Origin of the sequence: Kitasatospora sp. NPDC059462 (assembly GCF_042749955.1) — a bacterium.
Taxonomy (GTDB): Bacteria; Actinomycetota; Actinomycetes; order Streptomycetales; family Streptomycetaceae; genus Kitasatospora.
The window spans coordinates 23570-45293 of record NZ_JBHYUU010000013.1; the positions used below are offsets into that span (position 1 = coordinate 23570).

A 21724-nucleotide genomic window follows, 5' to 3' on the forward strand; every position below is an offset into this window, starting at 1 on the left:
GGACGGACCTCAGGGCGTGTCGGGGAAGTCCCCGTCGAGCAGGGCGAACAGCTCGTCGTCGCTCGCGGAGTCGACGGCGACCTCCGCCGCCCCGGACGACGGCGCCCCGGACGGCGGGCGGGCGTCGTCCCAGCGGCTCAGCAGCGCCCGCAGGCGCCTGGTGATCCGCTCCCGCAGCTCGTCGTCCGGCGCCTCCCCCAGCAGGGACCGCTCCAGGCCGTCGATCGCGTCGAGCACCGGCTCCGACCTCGGCGCCGCCTCGGGGACGAGCGTCGCCCGCAGGTGGCCGGCCAGCTCGGCCGGGGTCGGGTGGTCGAAGACCAGCGTCGCCGGGAACCGGCCGCCGGTCGCGCCGGCCAGCCGGTTGCGGAAGTCGACGGCGGTGAGCGAGTCGAACCCGAGGTCGCGGAACGGGCGGTCCGGCTCCATGGCCTCCGCGTCGCCGCCGCCGAGGGCGGCGACCGCGTGCGAGCGCACCAGGCGGAGCAGGAACTCCAGCCGCTCGGCCTCCCCCAGCGACGCCAGCTGCCGCGCCACCCCGGTGGCGGGGTCGGCGCCCGCCGCCCGGACCTGGACCGGCGTGGCGATCAGACCGCGCCACAGCGACGGCAGGTGGCCGTCGCGGGCGAGGGCCCGCAGCCGGTCGGTGCGCACCCGCGACGCCAGCAGGACCGGCTCGGCGCAGCCGCGGGCGGCGTCGAGGATCGCCAGCGCCTGCGGGGTGGACAGCGGGGCGAAGTACCCGGTGATGCGGGCCCGGTTGGAGCCGGTGATGCCGGCGGTCAGCGCGCTGGTCTCCTCCCACAGGCCCCACGCCGTCGACGTCGCCGGCAGGCCGGCGGCCCGCCGGTGGGAGGCGAGCGCGTCCAGGAACACGTTCGCGGCCGCGTAGTTGCCCTGTCCGGGGGCGCCGGTCAGCCCGGCGCCGGAGGAGAACAGCACGAACTCGGCGAGATCGGCGCCCGCGGTGAGCTCGTGCAGGTGCAGGGCGCCGTCGGCCTTGGGCCGCATGACCGCGTCGATCTTCTCCGGGGTGAGCGAGGGCAGCACCCCGTCGTCGAGGACGCCGGCCGCGTGCACCACCGCCGTCAGCGGGCGGTCCGCCGGGACCGCGGCCAGGGCCTTGGCGAGATCGGCCCGGTCCGCGACGTCGCAGGCGACCAGGTCGACGCTCGCGCCCAGCTCCGCCAGCCCGGCCCGCAGCTCGTCCGCGCCGGGCGCCGCGGGGCCGCTGCGGCTCAGCAGCACGAAGTGCCGGGCACCGCGCCCGGCCAGGTGCCGCACCACCAGCCCGGCCAGGGTCCCGGTGCCGCCGGTGACCAGCACCGTCCCCTCGGGGTCCGGCGCCTTCGGGACCGTCAGCACGATCTTGCCGACGTGCCGGGCCTGGCTCATGTGGCGGAACGCCGGGACGGCGCGGCGCACGTCCCAGGTGGTCAGCCGCGGCAGCGCCAGCGCACCGGCGCGGAACAGGTCCATGATCTCGGTCAGCATCTCGCGGATCCGCTCCGGGCCGACCTCGTTCAGGTCGAAGGCCCGGTAGCCGACCCCCGGGTGGCGGCCGGCGACGTCCTCGGCGTCCCGGACGTCGGTCTTGCCCATCTCGACGAACCGCCCACCGGGCCGCAGCAGCCGCAGCGAGGCGTCGACGAACTCCCCGGCCAGGGAGTTCAGCACGACGTCCACGCCCCGGCCCCCGCTGGTCCCGGCGAAGTGCCGCTCGAAGTCGAGGGTGCGGCTGGACGCGATGTGCGCGTCGTCCAGTCCGGCGGACCGCAGGACCGGCCACTTGCCCTCGCCGGCGGTCGCGAACACCCGCGCGCCGCGGTGCTCCGCCAGCTGGACGGCGGCCATGCCGACCCCGCCGGCCGCGGCGTGCACGAGCACCGACTCGCCGGAGCGCAGCCCGGCCAGCCCGTAGAGCGCGTAGTGTGCGGTGAGGAAGGCCACCGGCACCGAGGCGGCCTGCTCGAACGACCACCCCTCGGGGACCTTGGCGAGCAGCCGGTGGTCGGTCACCGAGACCGGGCCGAACGCGTGGGTCAGCAGGCCCAGGACCCGGTCCCCCGGCGCCAGGTCGTGGACCTCGCTGCCGACCGCCGTCACCGTGCCCGCGCCCTCGCCGCCGAGGTCCGTCTCCCCGGGGAGCAGCCCCAGCGCGACGACCACGTCGTGGAAGTTGAGGCCGGCCGCGCGCACGGCCACCCGCACCTCGCGCGGGCCGAGCGGTCCGGCGGGCGCCGGGGCCGGCGCCAGCCGCAGCCCCTCCAGCGTCCCGGTGCCGCCGCACTCCAGGCGCCAGGCGTCCACCCCGGCGGGCGGCGTCAGGCTCTCGCCGCCGTCGGCCCGGGCGAGCCTCGGTGCCAGCAGCCGGCCGGCCCGCACGGCGAACTGGGGCTCGTCGCTGTCCGCGACCGCCGCCCAGTGCTGCGCGGATCCGGTGTCGTCCGCCCCGGTGCCGTCGTCGACCAGGACGAACCGGCCCGGGTGCTCCGTCTGCGCGCTGCGCACCAGGCCCCACACGGTGGCGGAGGCCAGGCTCGTCAGGCCGTCCCCGTCGGCCGCCGCGACCGCGTCCTGCGTCCTGAACACCAGGCGGGCGGAGGCGAGTTCGTCGGCCGCCAGCCATTCCTGGGCGACCGCCAGCGCATCCGCGGCGACCACCCGGACGCGGGCGGGCAGCGGGTCCTCGCCGTCCCCGGAGAGCGGTCCGGCCGGCTCGGGGACGCCCAGGACCACCAGGTCGGGCGCGGGCGCGCCGCCCGTGACCGCCGTGCGCAGCCCCGCCAGGTCGTCGTACCCGTCGACCGCCGCGCCGGCGTCGACGAGCCGCCGCACCAGCGCCGCCCGGTCCGCGCCCAGCACCGCCCAGCGCGGCCGGGCCGCGCCCGGGCCGGACCCGGCCGCGGTGACGGGCGCGGTGACGGGCGCGGTGACGGGCGTCCAGTCGAGCCGGAAGAGCGCGTCACGCCGTGCGCCGGTGTCCTGCGCCCGCAGCTGCTCGGCCGAGACCGGGCGCACCACGATCGTGCCCACCGAGACGACCGGCCGGCCGTCGAGGTCCGCCGCCGTCAGCGCCACCCGGTCCGGTCCGATCCGCCGCACCCTGACCCGCAGATCGGCCGCGCCGGACGCGGCGAGGGCGACCTCGCTGAACACGAACGGCAGCCACAGGCCCGTGCCGGCCCCGTCGCCCTGCTGCGGCATGAGGATCCCGGCCGCCTGGGCCGCCGCGTCCAGCAGGGCCGGGTGGACCCCGAACCGCCCGGCCTCGTCGCGCTGCCGGGAGGGCAGGCCGACCTCGGCGAAGACCTCGTCGCCGCGGCGCCAGGCCCGGCGGATCCCGCGGAAGGCCGAGCCGTACTCGTAGCCGCGCTCCGCGAACCCCCCGTAGATCCCCTCGGTGGACAGCGCCTGCGCACCGGCCGGCGGCCAGAGCACGAGGTCGGCGAAGTCCTCCGCGAGCGGTGCGGCGGTCAGCTCGCCGACGGCGTTGGAGGTCCACTCGCCGTCCACGGAGGTGTCCTCCGGCCGCGAGTGGACCGTCACCCGGCGCTTGCCGGAGTCGTCCGGCGCCCCGGCGACGACCTGGAGCTGGACCGCGCCCGCCGAGGGGATCAGCATGGGGGCTTCCAGCGTCAGTTCCTCGATGCCGGAGCAGCCGGTCTCGGCCGCGGCGCGCAGGGCCAGCTCCACGAAGGCGGTGCCGGGCAGCAGGACCTGGTCCTGGACGGCGTGGTCGGCCAGCCACCCGTGGGTCTGCGGCGACAGCCGGCCGGAGAGCACCACCGAGCCGGTGCCGGCGACGTCGATCGCGGCGCCGAGCATCGGGTGCGCGCCGGCCCGCAGTCCCGCGCGGCCGAGGGCGTCCTTGGACGGCGCGGCCGGGTCCTGCCAGAAGTGCTCGCGCTGGAAAGCGTACGAGGGCAGCCTGACGCCGCCGTCCCCGTCTCCGCTTTCGCCCTCGCCCTCGCCCTCGCCCTCGCCGAGCAGCGCCTCCCAGGCGACCGGCACGCCGCGGACGTACGCCTGCGCGACCGAGCCGAGGAAGTCGTCCGGGCCGCCGCGGTCGCGGTGCGTCGTCCCGATGACGACCGCGGCGGCGTCCACGGCGGCGAGCGTCTCCTCCACGCCCACGGTGAGCACCGGGTGCGGGCTCGCCTCCACGAACAGCTCGTAGCCCCGGTCGGCCAGGGTCCGGACGGCCTCGTCGAAGCGCACCGGCTGCCGGAGGTTGCGGTACCAGTAGTCCGCGTCCAGCCCGGTGGTGTCCCACTGGCCGCCGGTCACCGCCGAGTAGAACGGGATGCGCGAGGGGCCGGGGGCGATCCCGGCCAGCCGGGCGAGCAGTTCCTCCCGGATCCGCTCGACGTGCGGCGAGTGCGAGGCGTAGTCGACGGGCAGCAGCCGCACCCGGACCTCGGAGTCCTGGTGCTCGGCGACGAGCTCGGCGATCGCGTCGGCGTCCCCGGACACCACCACGGAGCCCGGCCCGTTCACCACCGCGACCACCAGCCGGCCGTCCCACCGGGACAGCCGCGCCTCGGCCTCCTCGGGCCCCAGGCCCAGCGAGGCCATCGCCCCCAGGCCCGAGAGCGAGCGCAGGGCGCGGCTGCGCAGCGCCACCACCCGGGCCGCGTCCTCCAGGGACAGCCCGCCCGCCACGCAGGCGGCCGCGATCTCGCCCTGGGAGTGCCCGACCACCGCGGCGGGCTCGATGCCCGCGGACCGCCACAGGGCGGCCAGCGACACCATGACGGCGAACAGCACCGGCTGGACGACGTCCACCCGTTCGAGGTCCGGGGCGCCGGGCGCCTCCCGCAGCACGTCGCGCACCGACCAGCCGGTGAACGGGGCGAGCGCCTGCTCGCAGGCGGCGAGCCGGTCGCGGAAGACCGGGGACGTCTCCAGCAGCCCCAGCGCCATCCCCCGCCACTGGGATCCCTGGCCGGGGAAGACCAGCACCGCCTCCCCGGACCGGGTGCGCGCCGTTCCCCGGACCACGGCGGCCGAGGGCTGCTCGGCGGCCAGGGCGTCCAGTCCGGCGAGCAGCTCGGCCCGGGTGGAGCCGAGCACGACGGCCCGGTGGGACAGCGCCCCGCGCCGCAGCAGCGCGCGGGCCGTGTCCGGCGCGGTCACCTCCGGGTGGGCCCCGGCGAACTCCGCGAGCCGGGCGGCCTGCCCGCGCAGACCCTGCTCGCCGCGCCCCGACAGCACCCACGCCAGGACCGGCAGCCCCTCCCCCGCCGGGGCGCCGGCCCCGGGGGCGGACGGCCGGGCGGCGGGAGCCGTGCCCTCGCCGGCCGGGGCCTGTTCGACGACGAGGTGGGCGTTGGTGCCGCTGACCCCGAACGAGGAGATGCCCGCCCGGCGCGGATGTCCGCCGTCGGGCCACGGCACCGGCTCGACCGCCAGCTCGATGTCGCCCACCGACCAGTCGACGTGCCGGCTCGGCGCGTCGACGTGCAGCGTCCTGGGCACCACCCCGTGGCGCATCGCCAGCACCATCTTCATCACACCGGCCACCCCGGCCGCGGCCTGGGTGTGGCCGATGTTGGACTTCACCGAGCCGAGCAGCAGCGGCCGCCCGGCGGGCCGGTCCTGTCCGTAGGTGGCCAGCAGCGCCTGCGCCTCGATCGGGTCGCCCAGCGTCGTGCCGGTGCCGTGCGCCTCCACCACGTCGACGTCGCGCAGCGTCAGGCCGGCGTCCGCCACCGCCTGGCGGATCACCCGCTCCTGGGACGGCCCGTTCGGCGCCGTCAGCCCGCTCGACGCGCCGTCCTGGTTCACCGCCGAACCCCGGATCACCGCGAGCACCTCGTGCCCGCGCCGCCGGGCCTCGGAGAGCCGTTCCAGCAGCACCAGGCCGACGCCCTCGGCGAACCCGAAGCCGTCCGCGGCGTCGGCGAACGCCTTGCACCGGCCGTCGGCGGACAGCGCCCGCTGGCGGCTGAACTCGACGATCACCTTCGGGCTGCACATCAGCGCCACGCCGCCGACCACCGCCATCGAGCACTCGCCGGCCCGCAGCGCCTGCCCCGCGAGGTGCAGCGCCACCAGCGAGGACGAGCACGCGGTGTCCACGGTGACGGCCGGGCCCTCCAGCCCGAACACGTAGGACAGCCGGCCCGACAGCACGCTCGGGGTGGTCCCGGCGACCGCGTAGCCCTCGATGTTGTGGGGGTAGTCGGTGGGACCGGCGCCCACGAACACCCCGGTCCGGCTGCCCTTCAGGCCCGCCGGGTCCACCCCGGCGTTCTCGAACAGCTCCCAGGTGGTCTCCAGCAGCAGCCGCTGCCGGGGGTCCATGGCGAGCGCCTCGCGCCGGGAGATCCCGAAGAACTCCGCGTCGAAGCCCGCCACCCCGTCCAGGAAGCCGCCCTCGCGGACGTACGAGGTCCCCGGGTGGTCGGGGTCCGGGTCGAACAGCCCGGCGAGGTCCCAGCCCCGGTCCGCCGGGAAGCCGGCCACCGCGTCCCGGCCCTCGGACAGCAGCCGCCAGTACTCCTCCGGCGAGTTCACCCCGCCGGGCAGCCGGCAGGCCATGGCCACGATCGCCATCGGCTCGCCGAGCTTCGCCTCCAGCTCGTCGTTGCGCAGCCGCAGCCGCCGGGTCTCCTTGACCGATTCCCGCAGCGCGTTGGTGATCTCTTCGACTGATGCAGGCATCGCGGCCTCACTCTCCGGGGTTCTGCTCGTGGCCGCCGGCGGCGAGCGCGGCGTTGATGAGTTCGTCCACGTCCATGTCGTCGACGGTGCTGATCTCGGCCTCCGCCTCGGCCCTGGCCGCGGCCTCCGCGCCGTCCTGTCCGGCCGGTTCCTCCTCGACCGGGCTGAGCCGCTCGTGGAGCCGGCGGGCGAGCTCGACGGGCGTCGGGCAGTCGAAGACGACGGTGGCCGGCAGCCGCAGTCCGGTGGCCGTGGCCAGCCGGTTGCGCAGCTCGACCGCGGTCAGGGAGTCGAATCCCATCTCGACGAACCCGCGGTCGACGTCCACCGCGGACGCCGAGCCGTGGCCGAGCACCGCGGCCGCCTGCTTCCTGACCAGGTTCACCAGCGCCTGGCGCCGCTCGGCCGCCGTCATCCCGGCGAACTGGTCGGCGCCCCCGGCGGAGGCCGCGCTCTCGGCGGAGGCCCGGCCCGGCCGGGCGGCGGCGCCCCGGGGAACCAGCTGCCGCAGCACCGGCGGGAGCGTGCCCTGGGTGTCCTGGACGCGCAGCGCCGCGCGGTCGATGTGGGCCGTGACGACCAGCGGCAGCCCGCTGCGCACCCCCAGGTCGAACAGGGCGAGGCCCTCGGCGGCGGACATCGCCTGAGCCCCGGCCCGGGAGAGCCTGCCCCGGTCCAGCTCGTTCATCTGGCCGGTCAGGGAGCTGTCGTTCGCCCACAGGCCCCAGGCGAGCGAGGAGGCCGCCTGGCCGCGCGAGCGCCGGACCGCCGCGAGCGTGTCCAGGAACACGTTGGCGGCGCCGTAGTTGGCCTGTCCGGCGTTGCCGAGCAGACCGGCGGCGGAGGAGTACATCGCGAACATCCCGAGGTCGAGACCGGCGGTGAGCTCGTCGAGGTGCACGGCGGCGTCGACCTTGGGGCGCAGCACGGGCGCCAGCCGCTCGCCGGTCAGCGAGGTGAACACGGTGTCGTCCAGCACGCCCGCCGTGTGCACCACCGCGGTCAGCGGGTGCTCCGCCGGGATCCCGGCGAGCAGCTTGGCCAGGGACTCCCGGTCGGCGATGTCGCAGGCCACCACCCGGGCGTCGGCGCCGAGCGCGGCGAGTTCCGCGCACAGCTCCCCGGCGCCCGCCGCGCCCGGGCCCTGACGGCTCGCCAGCAGCAGGTGGCGCATCCCCCAGGGGCCGGCCAGGTGCTTGGCCACCAGGGCGCCCAGCGTGCCGGTCCCGCCGGTGATCAGGACCACGCCCTCGGGGTCGGGCGTGGGCGGGACGGTCAGGACGAGCTTGCCGACGTGCTTGGCCTGGGCCATGAACCGGAAGGCCTCCGGCGCGTCGAGCACGTCCCAGGTGCGGACGGGCAGCGGCTGCACCGTGCCGTCGCGCAGCAGGGCGACGATCTCGCCCAGCATCGCGCGCACCGACTCCGGGGTGGTGTCCGGCACCAGGTCCACCGGCCGGTACCGCACGCCCGGACACGCGGCCGCGACCTCCTCCGGGTCCCGGCGGTCGGTCTTGCCCAGTTCGATGAAGCAGCCGCCCTCGGGCAGCAGCCGCAGCGAGGCGTCGATGAGGTCGCCGGCCAGCGAGTTGACCACCACGTCGACCCCCGCGCCGCCGGTGGCGGCGAGCACCCGGTCGGCGAAGTCCGCGTCCCGGGAGGAGGAGATGTGGTCGTCGTCCAGGCCCAGCTGCCGCAGCGCGTCGTGCTTGGCCGGGCTCGCCGTGGCGAACACCTCGGCGCCCAGGTGACGGGCGAGCCGCACCGCCGCCGTGCCGACGCCGCCGGCCGCCGAGTGGACCAGGACGCGCTGCCCGGCGCGCAGACCGGCCACCTCGGTCAGCGCGAAGTACGCGGTCAGGAAGGCGGAGGGCACCGCGGCCGCCTGCTCGAACGACCAGTCCCCGGGGAACCGGACCAGCCAGCGGTGATCGGTCACCGCCTCGGTGCCGAACGCGCGCGGCATCAGCCCGAGGACCCGGTCACCCGGCTCGATCCCGGTCACGCCGGGGCCGGTCGCCTGGACCACGCCGGCGCCCTCGCCGCCGATGAACAGGCCGTCGTCCGGCGGCAGCCCCAGCGCGACCAGGAGGTCGTGGAAGGCGATCCCGGCCGCCCGCACCCGCACCCGCACCTGACCGGCGCCCAGCGGCTCCCCGGTCTCCGGGCAGGCCACCACGGACATCGCGTCGAGCACACCGGCCGGGTCGGGTTCGAGCCGCCAGCGTCCGCCGAGCGGCGGCGTCAGCCGGCCCGCCGGCCGGACCGCCGGAGCCACCCGGGGGATCAGCAGCGCCCCCGCCCGGACCGCGAGCTGCGGCTCGTCGCCCGCCAGGGCGTGGGCCAGCGCGTCCGCGCAGTCCTGGTCGTCCAGGTCGACCAGGACGATCCGGCCCGGGTTCTCGGCCTGCGCCGAGCGGACCAGGCCCCACACCGGGGAGGCGGCGAGGTCGCCCACGTCGCCCGCGTCCGTGACCGGCAGCGCGCGGCGGGTGACCACCACCAGCCGGGTGTCCAGCGTCGCGTCGTCGGCCAGCCACGCCTGGAGCTCGTCCAGCACCCGGGCGGTCAGCCCGAGGGCCGCGGCGGCCGGCTCGGCGCCCGGCTGCGTCGCGCAGGGGAGCAGCGCGATCCGGGGAGCCGGAGCGCCGCCGGCCGTCGCGCCGAGCAGGGCGGCCACATCGGGCCGGGCGTGCACGGCGATCCCCGCCGCGCGCAGCGAGCCGGCCAGGCCGAACGGGTCCGCGCCGAGCACCGCCCACTCGCCGTCGGCCCGGGATCCGGGCGTCGCCAGCGGGACCCAGTCCAGCTGGAACAGCGAGCGGTTGACCGGGCTCGCGGCCACCGAGAGCTGCTCGGCCGAGACCGGCCGGGTCACCAGCCGCTCGACCGCCAGCACCGGCGCGCCGGTCTCGTCGGCCGCGGTCAGCTCCACCGCGCCCGACTCGGCCGGGGCGATCCGCACCCGCAGGGAGCGCGCGCCGGCCGCGAACAGCGACACGCCGGAGAGCGTGAACGGCAGCCGCACCTGGCGGTCGTGGGACGGGATGAGCACCATCGCGTGCAGCGCCGCGTCGAGCAGCGCGGGGTGGACGCCGTACTGGTCCGCCTCCTCGCGCACCGGCGACGGCGGCGACACCTCGGCGTAGACCTCGTCGCCGTTGCGCCACGCCCTGACCAGCCCCTGGAACGAGGGCCCGTAGGTGTAGCCGGCCTCGGCGCCCTCCGCGTAGAAGGCGGCCGGGTCCAGCGGCACCGGTTCGGCGCCCGGCGGCGGCCAGTCGCCGGACGCGGCCGGGGCGGGCACCTCCTCCGCCGTCAGCACGGCCGAGGCGTGCCGCGTCCACTCGGCGTCCGGACCGCTCTCCCCGGACGGCCGGGAGTAGACGGCCAGCGACCGCGCGCCCGTGTCGTCGGGCGCCCCCACCACCAGCTGGAGGGAGACCGAGGCGTCGCCGCGCAGCAGCAGCGGTGCCTCCAGGGTCAGTTCGTCGACCCGGGGGCAGCCCGCCTCGATGCCGGCGCGCAGCGCCAGCTCGGCGAAGCCCGTTCCCGGGAGCAGCACCACGCCGTTGACCGCGTGGTCGGCCAGCCACGGCCGGCTCGCGACGGACAGCCGCCCGGTGAGCACCAGACCGCCGGTGTCCGCGAGTTCGACCGCGGCGCCGAGCAGCGGGTGGTCCGGCGCGGTGACGCCGAGGGCCGCCGGGTCCACCGCGGTGTTCTCCTCCGCCAGCCAGAAGTGCTGCCGGTCGAAGGCGTAGGTGGGCAGCGGGACGCTCGTGCCGCCGGGGATCAGCTTCGCCCAGTCCAGGTCCACGCCGTTCACCCAGGCCTCGGCGAGCGAGGCGGCGAAGCGGGCGGGGCCGCCCTCGTCGCGGCGCAGCGAGCCCAGCGTCACCGGCTCGGGGCCGTCCTCCACCGATGCGGCGGTGTCCAGCACGGCGCCGGTCAGCACGGGGTGCGGGGTCGCCTCGACGAAGGTGGTGAAGCCGTTGTCGAGCAGGGCGCGGGTGGCCCGGGCGAAGAGCACCGGCTCGCGCAGGTTGCGGTACCAGTACTCCGCGCCGAGCTCGGTGGTGTCGATCGGCTCGCCGGTCACCGCGGAGTAGAACGGGATCCGCGCCCGCCGGGGGGCGATGCCCGCGAGCTTCGCCACCAGGCCCTCGCGCATCGGCTCGACCTGCGGCGAGTGGGAGGCGTAGTCGACGTCGATCCGCCGGATCCGGATGCCGCGGCGCTCGCACTCCCCGGTCAGCCCGTCCAGCGCCTCGGTGTCGCCGGCGACGACGACCTGCGAGGGGCTGTTGACCGTCGCGATCGACACCCGGCCCTCCCAGGGCGCGAGCAGCTCGGCCGCCCGCTGCTCGTCGGCGTGCAGCGAGGCCATGCCCGAGGAGCCGGTCAGCCGGGCCAGTTCGCCCGCCCGGACGGCCACCACCCGGGCGGCGTCCTCCAGCGACAGCGCGCCGGCCACGTACGCGGCGGCGATCTCCCCCTGGGAGTGGCCGACCACCGCCGACGGGTTCACGCCGTGGTGCTGCCACAGCCGGGCCAGCGAGACCATGACCGCGAACAGGGCGGGCTGCACCACGTCGACCCGGGTGAGGCCGGGCGCGCCGTCGCTCCGGCGGAGCACCTCGGTCAGCGACCAGTCGGTCCAGGGCGCCAGGGCCCGCTCGCACTCGCCGATGTACTCGGCGAACTCGGGGCTGGCGTCCAGCAGTTCGGCGGCCATGCCGGGCCACTGGCTGCCCTGGCCGGGGAAGACGAAGACCACCCGCGGCTTGCGCTGCGCGGTGCCGAGGACGAGCCGGGGGTCCGGCTCGCCGTCGGCCATCCGGGTGAGCGGGCCGAAGTAGTCGCCCCGCTCGGCGCCGAGCAGCACCGCGCGGTGCGGCAGCGCCGCGCGCGTCGTGGCCAGGCTCCAGCCGATCTCGCGCGGCAGCGGCGCGGACCCGTCGGCCAGCAGCCGGCGCAGCCGGTCGGCCTGCAGCCGCAGCGAGACCGGCGTGGCGGCCGAGACGGGCCAGGGGACGAGCGAGGTCGCCGGAGCGGGCCCGGCGGCGGGCGCCGGCTCCTGCTCCCGCTCCTCGGCCGGGGCCTCTTCGAGGATCAGGTGGGCGTTGGTGCCGCTGACGCCGAACGAGGAGACGCCCGCGCGGCGCGGCCGGCCGCTCTCGGGCCACGGGACGGCGTCCACGACGAGGTCGACCTCGCCCGCCGTCCAGTCCACCTGCCGGCTCGGCGCGTCGACGTGCAGCGTCCTGGGCACCAGCCCGTGGCGCATCGCCAGCACCATCTTCATCACGCCGACCACCCCGGCCGCGGCCTGGGTGTGGCCGATGTTGGACTTCACCGAGCCGAGCAGCAGCGGCCGCCCGGCGGGCCGGTCCTGGCCGTAGGTGGCCAGCAGCGCCTGCGCCTCGATCGGGTCGCCCAGCGTCGTGCCGGTGCCGTGCGCCTCCACCACGTCGACGTCGCGCAGGGCCAGGCCCGCGTTCGCCACCGCCTGGCGGATGACCCGCTGCTGGGACGGTCCGTTCGGCGCGGTCAGGCCGTTCGACGCGCCGTCCTGGTTCATCGCCGAACCCCGGATCACCGCGAGCACCTCGTGCCCCAGGCGCCGGGCCTGCGACAGCGGCTCGACCAGGATCAGACCGGCGCCCTCGGCGAAGCCGGTGCCGTCCGCGGCATCGGCGAACGCCCGGCACCGGCCGTCGGCGGACAGCGCCCGCTGGCGGCTGAACTCGACGAAGACCTTCGGGCTCGACATCACCGCCACGCCGCCCACCACCGCCATCGAGCACTCACCGGCCCGCAGCGCCTGCCCCGCGAGGTGCAGCGCCACCAGCGAGGAGGAGCACGCGGTGTCCACGGTGACGGCCGGGCCCTCCAGCCCGAACACGTAGGAGACGCGTCCGGAGATCACGGCCGGCGTGCTGCCGGTGACCGCGTAGCCCTCGGCGCTGTGCGGCGCCAGCGGGGCGCCGGTCGCGTAGTCGGTGGGGCCCGCGCCGACGAACACCCCGGTCCGGCTGCCCTTCAGGCTCAGCGGGTCCAGCCCGGCGTTCTCGAACAGCTCCCACGCGGTCTCCAGCAGCAGCCGCTGGCGGGGGTCCATGGTCACGGCCTCGCGCGGGGAGATCCCGAAGAACTCGGCGTCGAAACCCGCCGCGTCGTCCAGGAAGCCGCTCTCGCGGACGTAGGACGTCCCGACCCGGTCCGGGTCGTCGTCGAACAGTCCGGCGAGGTCCCAGCCGCGGTCCGCCGGGAAGCCGGAGACCGCGTCGCGGCCCTCGGCCAGCAGCCGCCAGTAGTCCTCCGGCGAGGCCACGCCGCCGGGCAGCCGGCAGGCCATGCCGACGATCGCCATCGGCTCGTCCGGGGCACCGGCGGTCACGGCCGGCGCGGTCTCCTCCGGGCCGGCCGACTCGCCGAGGGCGAGTTCGAGCAGGTAGCCGGCGACGGCCGCGGCGGTCGGGTAGTCGAAGGCGAGGGAGGCCGGCAGGCGCAGCCCGGTCGCCGTGTTCAGCCTGGTCCGGAACTCGACCGCGGTGACGGAGTCGGAGCCCATCTCGGTGAACGGGCGCTCCGGGTCCACCTCGCCCGCCCGGCCGTAGCCGAGCACGATCGCGGCCTCGGTCCTGACCAGGTCGAGCACCGCCCACTCCCGCTCGGAGTCGGGGGTCTGCGCCAGCAGCCGGGCGAGGTCGCTCTGCCCGGCCGCCGGCTCGCCGGTCCCGGACCCGCCGGCGCCGCCCTGGACGTCCGGCAGCGCGTCGAGGAACGGCCGGGGGCGGGCCGCCGTGTAGAGCGGGGCGAAGCGCTCCCACTCCACGTCGGCCACCGTGACGGAGGTCTCGTCCCGGTCGAGCACCTGGCGCAGGGCGCGCAGCGCCTGCCCGGGCTCCAGGAGCGGCAGGCCCTGGCGTTCCGACTGACTGCGGAACATGTCCCGCACCGCCGGGTCGTCGGCGTCCTCGCCGAACGCGTTCCAGAAGCTCCAGGCGACGGTGGTGGCCGCCAGGCCCCGGGCGCGGCGCCGCAGGGCCAGCGCCTCCAGGTGGGCGTCGGCGGTCGCGAACGCGCCGTTCTCGGCCGCGCCCCAGACACCGGCGACGGAGGCGAACAGCACGAAGGCGTCCACCGCGTCCTCGCCGAGCAGTTCGTCCAGGACGCGGGCGCCGGTCACCTTGGCGCGCAGCGTTCCGGCGAGCCGTTCGAGCGTCGTGCCGGCCAGCGGGCCGGGCTCGGGGACGACCGCCGCGTGCACGACGGTGCGCACCGGCCGTCCTGCGGCGCGGGCCTCCTCCAGCAGGGCCGCCATCGCGGTCCGGTCGGCCGCGTCGCAGGCCGCCAGCGTCACCGGCGTGCCGGAGCCCACCAGTTCGGCCTCCAGCCCGGCCGCGCCCGGGGCGCCGGGCCCGCGCAGGCCGGTGAGGATGACGTGCTCCGCCCCGCAGGCCGCCAGCCAGCGGGCCAGGCGCCGGCCGAGGCGGCCGGTGCCGCCGGTGACCAGCACGCTGCCGCCCGGCTGCCAGGTGCGCGTCGCGGGCCGGTCGGCCACCGGGTCGCGCACCAGGCGCCGCACGTGCGCGCCGCTGTCGCGCAGCGCCACGTGGTCCTCGGCGCCGAGACCGCCGCCGAGCACCCCGCACAGGCGCCGCACCGCGTCCTCGTCGGGTGCGGCCGGCAGGTCGACCAGGCCGCCCCAGCGCTGCGGGCTCTCCAGGCCGGCCACCCGGCCCATGCCCCAGACCTGGGCCTGGGCGGGCGACAGCGGGTCGTCGCCGTCCGCGCCGACCGCACCGCTGGTGGCCAGCCACATCGGGACGTCGGCCGCGACATCGCCCAGCGCCTGCACCAGGGCCAGGGTGGCGGCGGTGCCGGCCGGGACGTCCGGGAAGTCCCGGTGCGGGCGTTCGTCCATCGCCAGCAGCGACAGCACGCCCGCGGCGTCCGCGGCGTCCGCCTCCGCGAGGAGGGCGGCGAGGTGCTCGCGACCGTCGCGCGCCGGGTCGAGCGGGAGCTCCCGGGCCTGCGCGCCGCCGTCGGTGAGCGCCCGGCACACGGCCGCCGCCCACTCCCGGCCCGGGCCGTCGCCGGGGGCCAGGACCAGCCAGCGGCCGGCCGGCCGCGCGTCGCCGGGCTCGGCGGCGGGCTGCCAGTCGACCCGGTAGCGCCAGGCGTCGAGTTCCCGGCCGGACAGGTCGGGGATCACGGCCGGCTGCGCCCCGCCCCAGGCGGGGACCCGCTGCCAGTCGACCTCGGCGCCGCGGGTGTAGGCCTCCGCGAGGGAGGTCAGGAAGCGCCCGGCGCCGCCGTCGTTCCTGCGCAGCGTGCCGAGCGCGCTCGCGTCGGCACCGGCCTGCTCGACGGTCGCCTCGATCGCCGAGGTGAGCACCGGGTGCGGGCTCGCCTCGACGAACAGCCCGTGGCCGCTCGCCAGCAGGGCGCGCACCGCCTCCTCGAAGCGGACCTGCTGACGCAGGCTCAGGTACCAGTAGTCGGCGCCCAGTTCGGTGCCGTCCAGCAGGCCGCCGGTGGCCGAGGAGTAGAACGGCACGGTGCCCGCACGGGGCGTGATCCCCTGGAGGACCTTCCCGAGCCGCTCACGGAGCTGCTCGACGTGCGGCGAGTGCGAGGCGTAGTCCACGTCGACCCGCCGGAACCGGATGCCGCCGTCCAGGCAGCGGGCCTCCAGCTCCTCCAGGGCGTCGGCGTCGCCCGCCACCACGACGCTCTGCGGGCCGTTGACCGCGGCGACGGACAGCCGCCCGGCGAACCGGTCCAGCAGGCCGGTGACCTCCGCCGCCCCCAGGGCGACCGAGGCCATCCCGCCGCGGCCGGACAGCCGGGACAGTTCGGCGCTGCGCAGCGCCACCACCTTGGCCGCGTCGCGCAGGGACAGCGCCCCGGCGACGTACGCGGCGGCGATCTCGCCCTGCGAGTGACCGGCCACGGCCGCGGGCACGACGCCGTAGGAGCGCCAGAGCCCGGCCAGCGAGACCATCACCGCGAAGAGCGCGGGCTGCACCACGTCGACCCGGTCGAGCGACGCCGCGCCGGCCTCGCCGTTGATCACCGCGCCGAGCGACCAGTCGGTGAACTCGGCCAGGGCCTCCTCGCATGCGCGCATCTGTTCGGCGAAGACCGGCTCGGCCGCCATGAGTTCGGCGGCCATGCCCTGCCACTGGGCGCCCTGCCCGGGGAAGATCAGGGCGGTCCTCGGGCCGTCCGAGGCCGGGCCCCGGACCAGGCTCGCCGCGGTCCGGCCGTCCGCGAGCGCGCTCAGCGCGTCGCCGAAGCCCGCGCCGTCACCGGCCAGCACCACGGCCCGGTGGGCACCCCCGCCCGGCAGCGCGGCCAGCGCGGCGCCCACCTCCACGGGGTCGGTCTGCGGGCCGCGGGCCACCAGGTCGCGGAGCGCGGCGGCCCGGGCCCGCAGACCGGTCGCGCTGGAGGCGGCGACCGCCCACGGCAGCACCGGCCGCTCGCCGGGGACCTCGACGGCCTCCCGGTACCAGTGGCGGCGGCGCTGCCAGGGGTAGGCAGGCAGGCTGACGGGCAGGCGGCCGGCCTGGACGGGCGCGGGAAGGGCGCCGGTCACGAAGAGTTCCGCCGCACCGAGGGCGAACCGCTCCAGCGGGTCCTCGGCGTCCACCGCCACGCCGAACCGCTCGGCCAGCGCGGCGGGCAGGGGCCGCGCCAGGACGTCGAGGAGGGCGTCCACGCCCGCGTCGCCGAGGGCGTCGGCGAGCGAGGGCGCCGGCTCGCCGGGCACACCGCCGGCCAGCCGGGCCAGCTCCTCGGCCGACCCCGCGACGTCCTCGCCGTCGCCGGACACCTCCGGCAGCACGCCGGGCCGCAGCTCCACGCCGGAGGACCGCCCGACGGCGAGCCGCAGGGCGTCGTCGAGGTCCAGCCGGCCCGCCGCCCAGGCGGCGCCCAGCCGGCCGGCCCCGGCTCCGGCCACGGCCTGCGCCGCGAGCCCGACGGCGGCCCACAGCCGGGCCGCCGCGACCTGGTGGCACAGCAGGTGGGCCGCGGCCTGCCCGTCCGCCGGTTCGGCGAACGGGTCGAGGGCCACGCCGGTCAGCGCGGTCAGGCGCTCGGCGCAGGAACGCAGCGCGGCCGCGTACTCCGGCAGCCCGGCCAGCCGCTCGCGCAGGGCGGCGGCCGGCGGCTCGGCGCCGAACCAGAGGCCGACGGTGCGCACCTCTCCCCCGGTCACCTCCCCGGTCCGGGCGGCCGGCGTGCCGCTCCCGCGCGCGACCGCCTCCAGGGCCGCCGCGAGCGAGGCGGCGTCCCGGCCGGTGACACCGATCCGGTGGCTGAGCCAGCTGCGCCGGTAGGCGGCGGTGAAGACGATGTCGTCCAGCTCGGCCGGGGCCCCGCGCAGCCGGGCGGCGAGCCGGCCGGCCGCCTGACGGGCCGCCGGCTCGGCCTCCGCGGTGACCATCAGGACGTAGGGCGCGCTGCGGGGCGCGGGCGCCGCCGGCTCGGCGGGTGCCGACGCCTGCTCGACGACCACGTGCGCGTTGCTGCCGCTGAAGCCGAACGAGCTGATGCCCGCGCGGTGCGGACGGTCGCGCCGCGGCCACTGGCGCCGCTCGGTCACCACCGAGACCGGCAGCCGGTCCCAGTCGATGTTCGTCGAGGGCCGGTCCAGCGGGTGCGGCGGAAGCTCCCCGTGGTGGAGCGAGAGGACGACCTTGAGGAGTCCGGCGACACCGGCCGCGGCCTCCAGGTGGCCGATGCTGGCCTTGGCGGAGCCGATCAGCAGGTTCTCGTCCGCCGCGCGCCCGGAGCCGAGCGCCTCGGCGAGGGCGCGGACCTCGATCGGGTCGCCGAGCGGGGTCCCGGTGCCGTGCGCCTCGACGTAGTCGACGTCGCGCGGCGCCCAGCCGGCGGACTCCACCGCCCGCCGCACGACGGCGACCTGCGCGTCGGCGCTGGGCACCGTCATCCCGCCGCTCGCGCCGTCCTGGTTGACCGCGGTGCCCCGGATCACCGCGTAGACGCGGTCCCCGTCGCGCCGGGCCGCGCTCAGCGGCTTGAGGATGACGGCCGCCGCGCCCTCGCCGCGGCCGTAGCCGTCGGCCGCGTCGTCGAAGGTCTTGCACCGGCCGTCGGGGGCCAGGGCGCCCGCCCCGGCCATGGAGACCGACACGCTGGGGGCGACGATCACGTTGGCGCCGCCGACGACGGCGATCTCGCAGTCCCCCTGGCGCAGGCCCTGGCAGGCCAGGTGGACCGCGGTGAGGGAGGAGGAGCAGGCGGTGTCGACCGCGATGCTGGGGCCGCGCAGCCCGAGGAAGTACGACAGGCGTCCGACGGCCGCGGCGAAGGTCGTGCCGGTCCCGTAGAAGTGGTCGACGTCGGCCATGTCGCGGGTCAGCAGCTGCTGGTAGTCGCCGGTGTTGAGGCCGAAGTAGACGCCCGCGGGCCGGCCCTCCAGCGCGAGCGCGGGCTGCCCGGCGTCCTCCAGCGCCTCCCAGGCGACCTCCAGCAGCAGGCGGTGCTGCGGGTCGAGCGACTTCGCCTCGCGCGGCGAGACCCGGAAGAACTCCGCGTCGAAGCCCTCCACCTCGTCCAGGAAGCCGCCCCGGGTGGGGACGTCCGCCCCGGCCTCGGCCCACACCGGGTCGGCCAGCCGGACCGCCGGGATGTCGCGGATCGCGTCGCGGCCCTCGGTCAGCAGCGACCAGAACTGCTCCGGCGAGTTCGCCCCCGGCAGCCGGCAGGCGATGCCGATCACGGCGACGGCGTCGTCCGCGGATCCGTCGTCACCGGCCGCGGCGTCCGCGCCGGGGACGGTCGCGACGGACGCGGCGTCCGCCGCGGCGGTCGCCTGCGCGGCCGCCGCGGGGGCCGCCTCCGCCAGGTAGCCGGCGAGCGCCTCGATCGTGGGCCGCTCGAAGACGATCGTCTTGGGGAGGTCCAGGCCGAACTCGGCGGACAGCCGGTCGCGCAGCTCCACGGCGGTCAGCGAGTCCAGGCCCTGGTCGAACAGGCCGCGACGGCGGGCGAGCCGCTCGTCCGCGGCGAGGCCGAGGACCGCCGCGAGGTGCTCCTCGACACGGCGCAGCGCGCCACCGGCCGGCGCCGCCGGGGCACCGGCGGGGGCGGGGGCGACCGCCGGGGCGGGCGCGGCGGACGGCGCGGACAGGATGGCGGACGGCGCGGCGGACGGGGCCGCCGCCGGCGCGGACGGCAGGGCGTCCTCCGGGCGGGCGACCAGCTCGCTGATCACCCGGCCCTCGGCGTCGAGCAGGCTCACCCGCACCTGCGCGGGAGCCTCGGCGCCGGGAGCGCGCCCCTGCTCGCCGGGCTCGACACCCGGCAGCCAGTGCCGCTCGCCGCCCCAGGAGGGCACCGGCAGCGTCCGGTACCGGCCGGGCGTCCCGGTGATCCGCGTCCAGTCCACCTCGACGCCGCCGACGTGCAGTTGGGCGAGGGTCCGGTGCAGTGCGAGCGGCCCGGCCTCGCCGCGGCGCAGCGTGGCCGTCACCGGGCCCCGCCGCTCCCTGCGGCGCAGCGCGTCGGTGAGCGGCCGCAGCAGCGTGGGGTGCGGGCCGATCTCGACGAACGCGCCGTCCGTCGCGGCGAGCAGGCCGTCGACCGCGGGCCAGAACAGCACCGGGTCGGTGAGGTTGCGCTCCCAGTAGGCGGCGTCGCGCGCGACGTCGGGTTCGTCCGGCCGCACGGTGGAGAGCAGCCGCACCGAGGGGTCGGCGCAGGCGAGCCCGGCCAGGGCCTCGCGCAGCAGCGGGCCGCGGTCGGCCACCACCGGGCTGTGGAAGGCGTAGGCACCGGCCAGCCGCTTGCACCGCAGGCCGCGGCCTTCGAGCTCGGCGGCGGCCGCGTCGACGGCGTCACCGGGGCCGCTCAGCACCACCGCCTGCGGTCCGTTGACCGCGGCGACCACCACCGGCAGGCCGCCGTCGGCCAGCGCGGCGAGGACGGTCTCGCGGTCCGCGCGCACGGCCAGCATGGCGCCGAGGCCGGCCGTCCCGTGCAGGATCTCACCGCGCCGGACGGCCAGCCGCACGGCGTCGGCGCGGGACAGGGCGCCGGCCGCGTGCGCGGCGGCGATCTCCCCGACGCTGTGGCCGACGACGGTCGTGGGCCGGATCCCGCACTCGGCCAGCCAGTCGGTCAGCGCCACCTGGACGGCGAGCAGGGCCGGCTGGGCGATGTCGGTGCGGTCGAGCCGGCTCTCGCCGTCCGCGCCGTCCGCGCCCCGGCGCAGTTCCTCGACCAGGGACCAGGGGGCGTCGCGCCGGATCAGCGCGTCGCACTCGTCGAGGGCCGCGCGGACCACCGGCGAGGACGCGTACAGGTCGGCCGCCATGCCCGCCCACTGCGAACCCTGCCCGGAGTAGACGAAGACCGGCTCGACGGCCGCGTCGGGGTCCACGGAGCCGAAGTAGGCGCCGTCCGGCCCCTCCTCGATCCCCTCCAGGGCGGCGGCCAGCTCCTGCGGCCCGGCGGTGACGGCGGCGAACCGGTGGCGCTCGTGGGTGCGCCGGGTGGCGGCGGAGGCGAGCAGGTCGCCGAGCGCGCCCTCGTCGTCCCCGGTCACCCGCCGCGCCATCCCGGCGACCTGCTCGTCCAGGCCCGGCCGGTGGAAGGCCGAGGCGAGCAGCACGCAGGGGCCCTCCGGGCGGACGGCCGGCGGCTCGGCGGCGGGCTCGACGCCCTCCACGATCACGTGGACGTTGGTGCCGCTGAGCCCGGAGGAGCTCACGCCCGCGCGCAGCGGCCGGCCGGCCTGCGCCAGGTCGACCGGGCCGAGCGGCACCGCCAGCTCGCCGCGGTCCCAGGAGACGGCCGAGGTCAGCCGGCCGGGGTCGGGCTGGCCCGGGACCTCCCGCGCGTTGACGACCCACAGGCTCTTCAGCAGTCCGGCGACCCCGGCCGCGCCGTCGGTGTGGCCGAACACCGCCTTGTTGGAGCCCACGTAGAGGGGCGCGCGGCCGGACTCCCGGCCCCGGCCGAAGACCTCGTTCAGCGCCATCAGCTCGACCTGGTCGCCGAGCGGGGTCCCGGTGCCGTGCGCCTCCACGTAGTCGAGGTCCGACGGGGCGAGGCCCGCGCCGCCGAGCGCGGTGCGCAGCAGTTCGGCCTGGGCGGCGCCGTTGGGCGCCGTGATGCCGAGGCTCAGGCCGTCGTGGTTGACGGCCGAGGCGCGGATCACCGCGTAGATCCGGTCCCGGTCGGCGAGCGCGTCGGGCAGCCGCTTCAGGACGACCACGCCGCAGCCGTCGCCGCGCAGGATGCCGTCGGCGTCGGCGGCGAAGGGCCGGCAGCGTCCGGTCGGCGAGATCGCGCCGATCCGGCTCATGAAGACGCTCAGCTCCGGCGTGATCATCAGGCTGACGCCACCGGCCAGGGCGATGTCGCTGTCGCCGGTGCGCAGGCTCTGGCTCGCCAGGTGGACGGCGAGCAGGGAGGAGGAACAGGCGGTGCTGACCGAGGCCATCGGCCCGTGCAGGTCGAAGGCGTAGGCCAGCCGGCCCGCCGCGAAGCTGAATTCGTTGCCGCCGCCGAAGTGCGGCCCGATGCCCTTGATGCCGAGCGTCTTGGCGTGCAGCGTCGCGTAGTCGTGGGCGAACATCCCGAAGAAGGCCCCGGTGCGGGTGCCGCGCCAGAGGTCCGCGGGGCGCCCGGAGTCGCTCATCGCCTCCCAGGCCACCTCCAGCAGCAGCCGCTGCTGGGGGTCCATCGCGGCGGCCTCGCGCGGCGAGATCCCGAACCAGGCGGCGTCGAAGCGGTCGATGTCCTCCAGGAAGCCACCGGCGTCGCTGGAGGTCCCCTGGCCGTCCGGACCGGCGAAGTCCCGGCGCCAGCGGGTCGGGGGGACGTCCTGGAACACCGGGCTCGCGGACCTGAGCGCCGCGCCGAAGGATTCGAGATCGCGGGCGCCTCCGGGGAACCGGCAGCCGATGCCGACGACGGCGATCGGGGTGTCGTGATGGCTCGTCAGCGATCGTTCTACCATTGGAGATTGTCCTTGCTCTACAATGATCTTCGAATTTTTCGGCAG

Annotated in this window: 2 protein-coding genes; both read right to left on the minus strand. The window is 77.4% G+C overall.

What is annotated here, in order from left to right; all coding sequences use genetic code 11:
• Positions 1-9: 9 nt before the first annotated feature.
• Positions 10-6648, minus strand: a complete 6639-nt coding sequence (locus ACFXAM_RS06045) for an SDR family NAD(P)-dependent oxidoreductase (RefSeq protein ID WP_380287922.1) — start codon at positions 6646-6648, stop codon at positions 10-12.
• A 28-nt stretch (positions 6649-6676) separates the two neighbouring features.
• A complete protein-coding gene (locus ACFXAM_RS06050) occupies positions 6677-21679 on the minus strand; it encodes an SDR family NAD(P)-dependent oxidoreductase (protein WP_380287854.1) in 15003 nt (5000 codons plus the stop codon).
• Positions 21680-21724 lie beyond the last annotated feature (45 nt).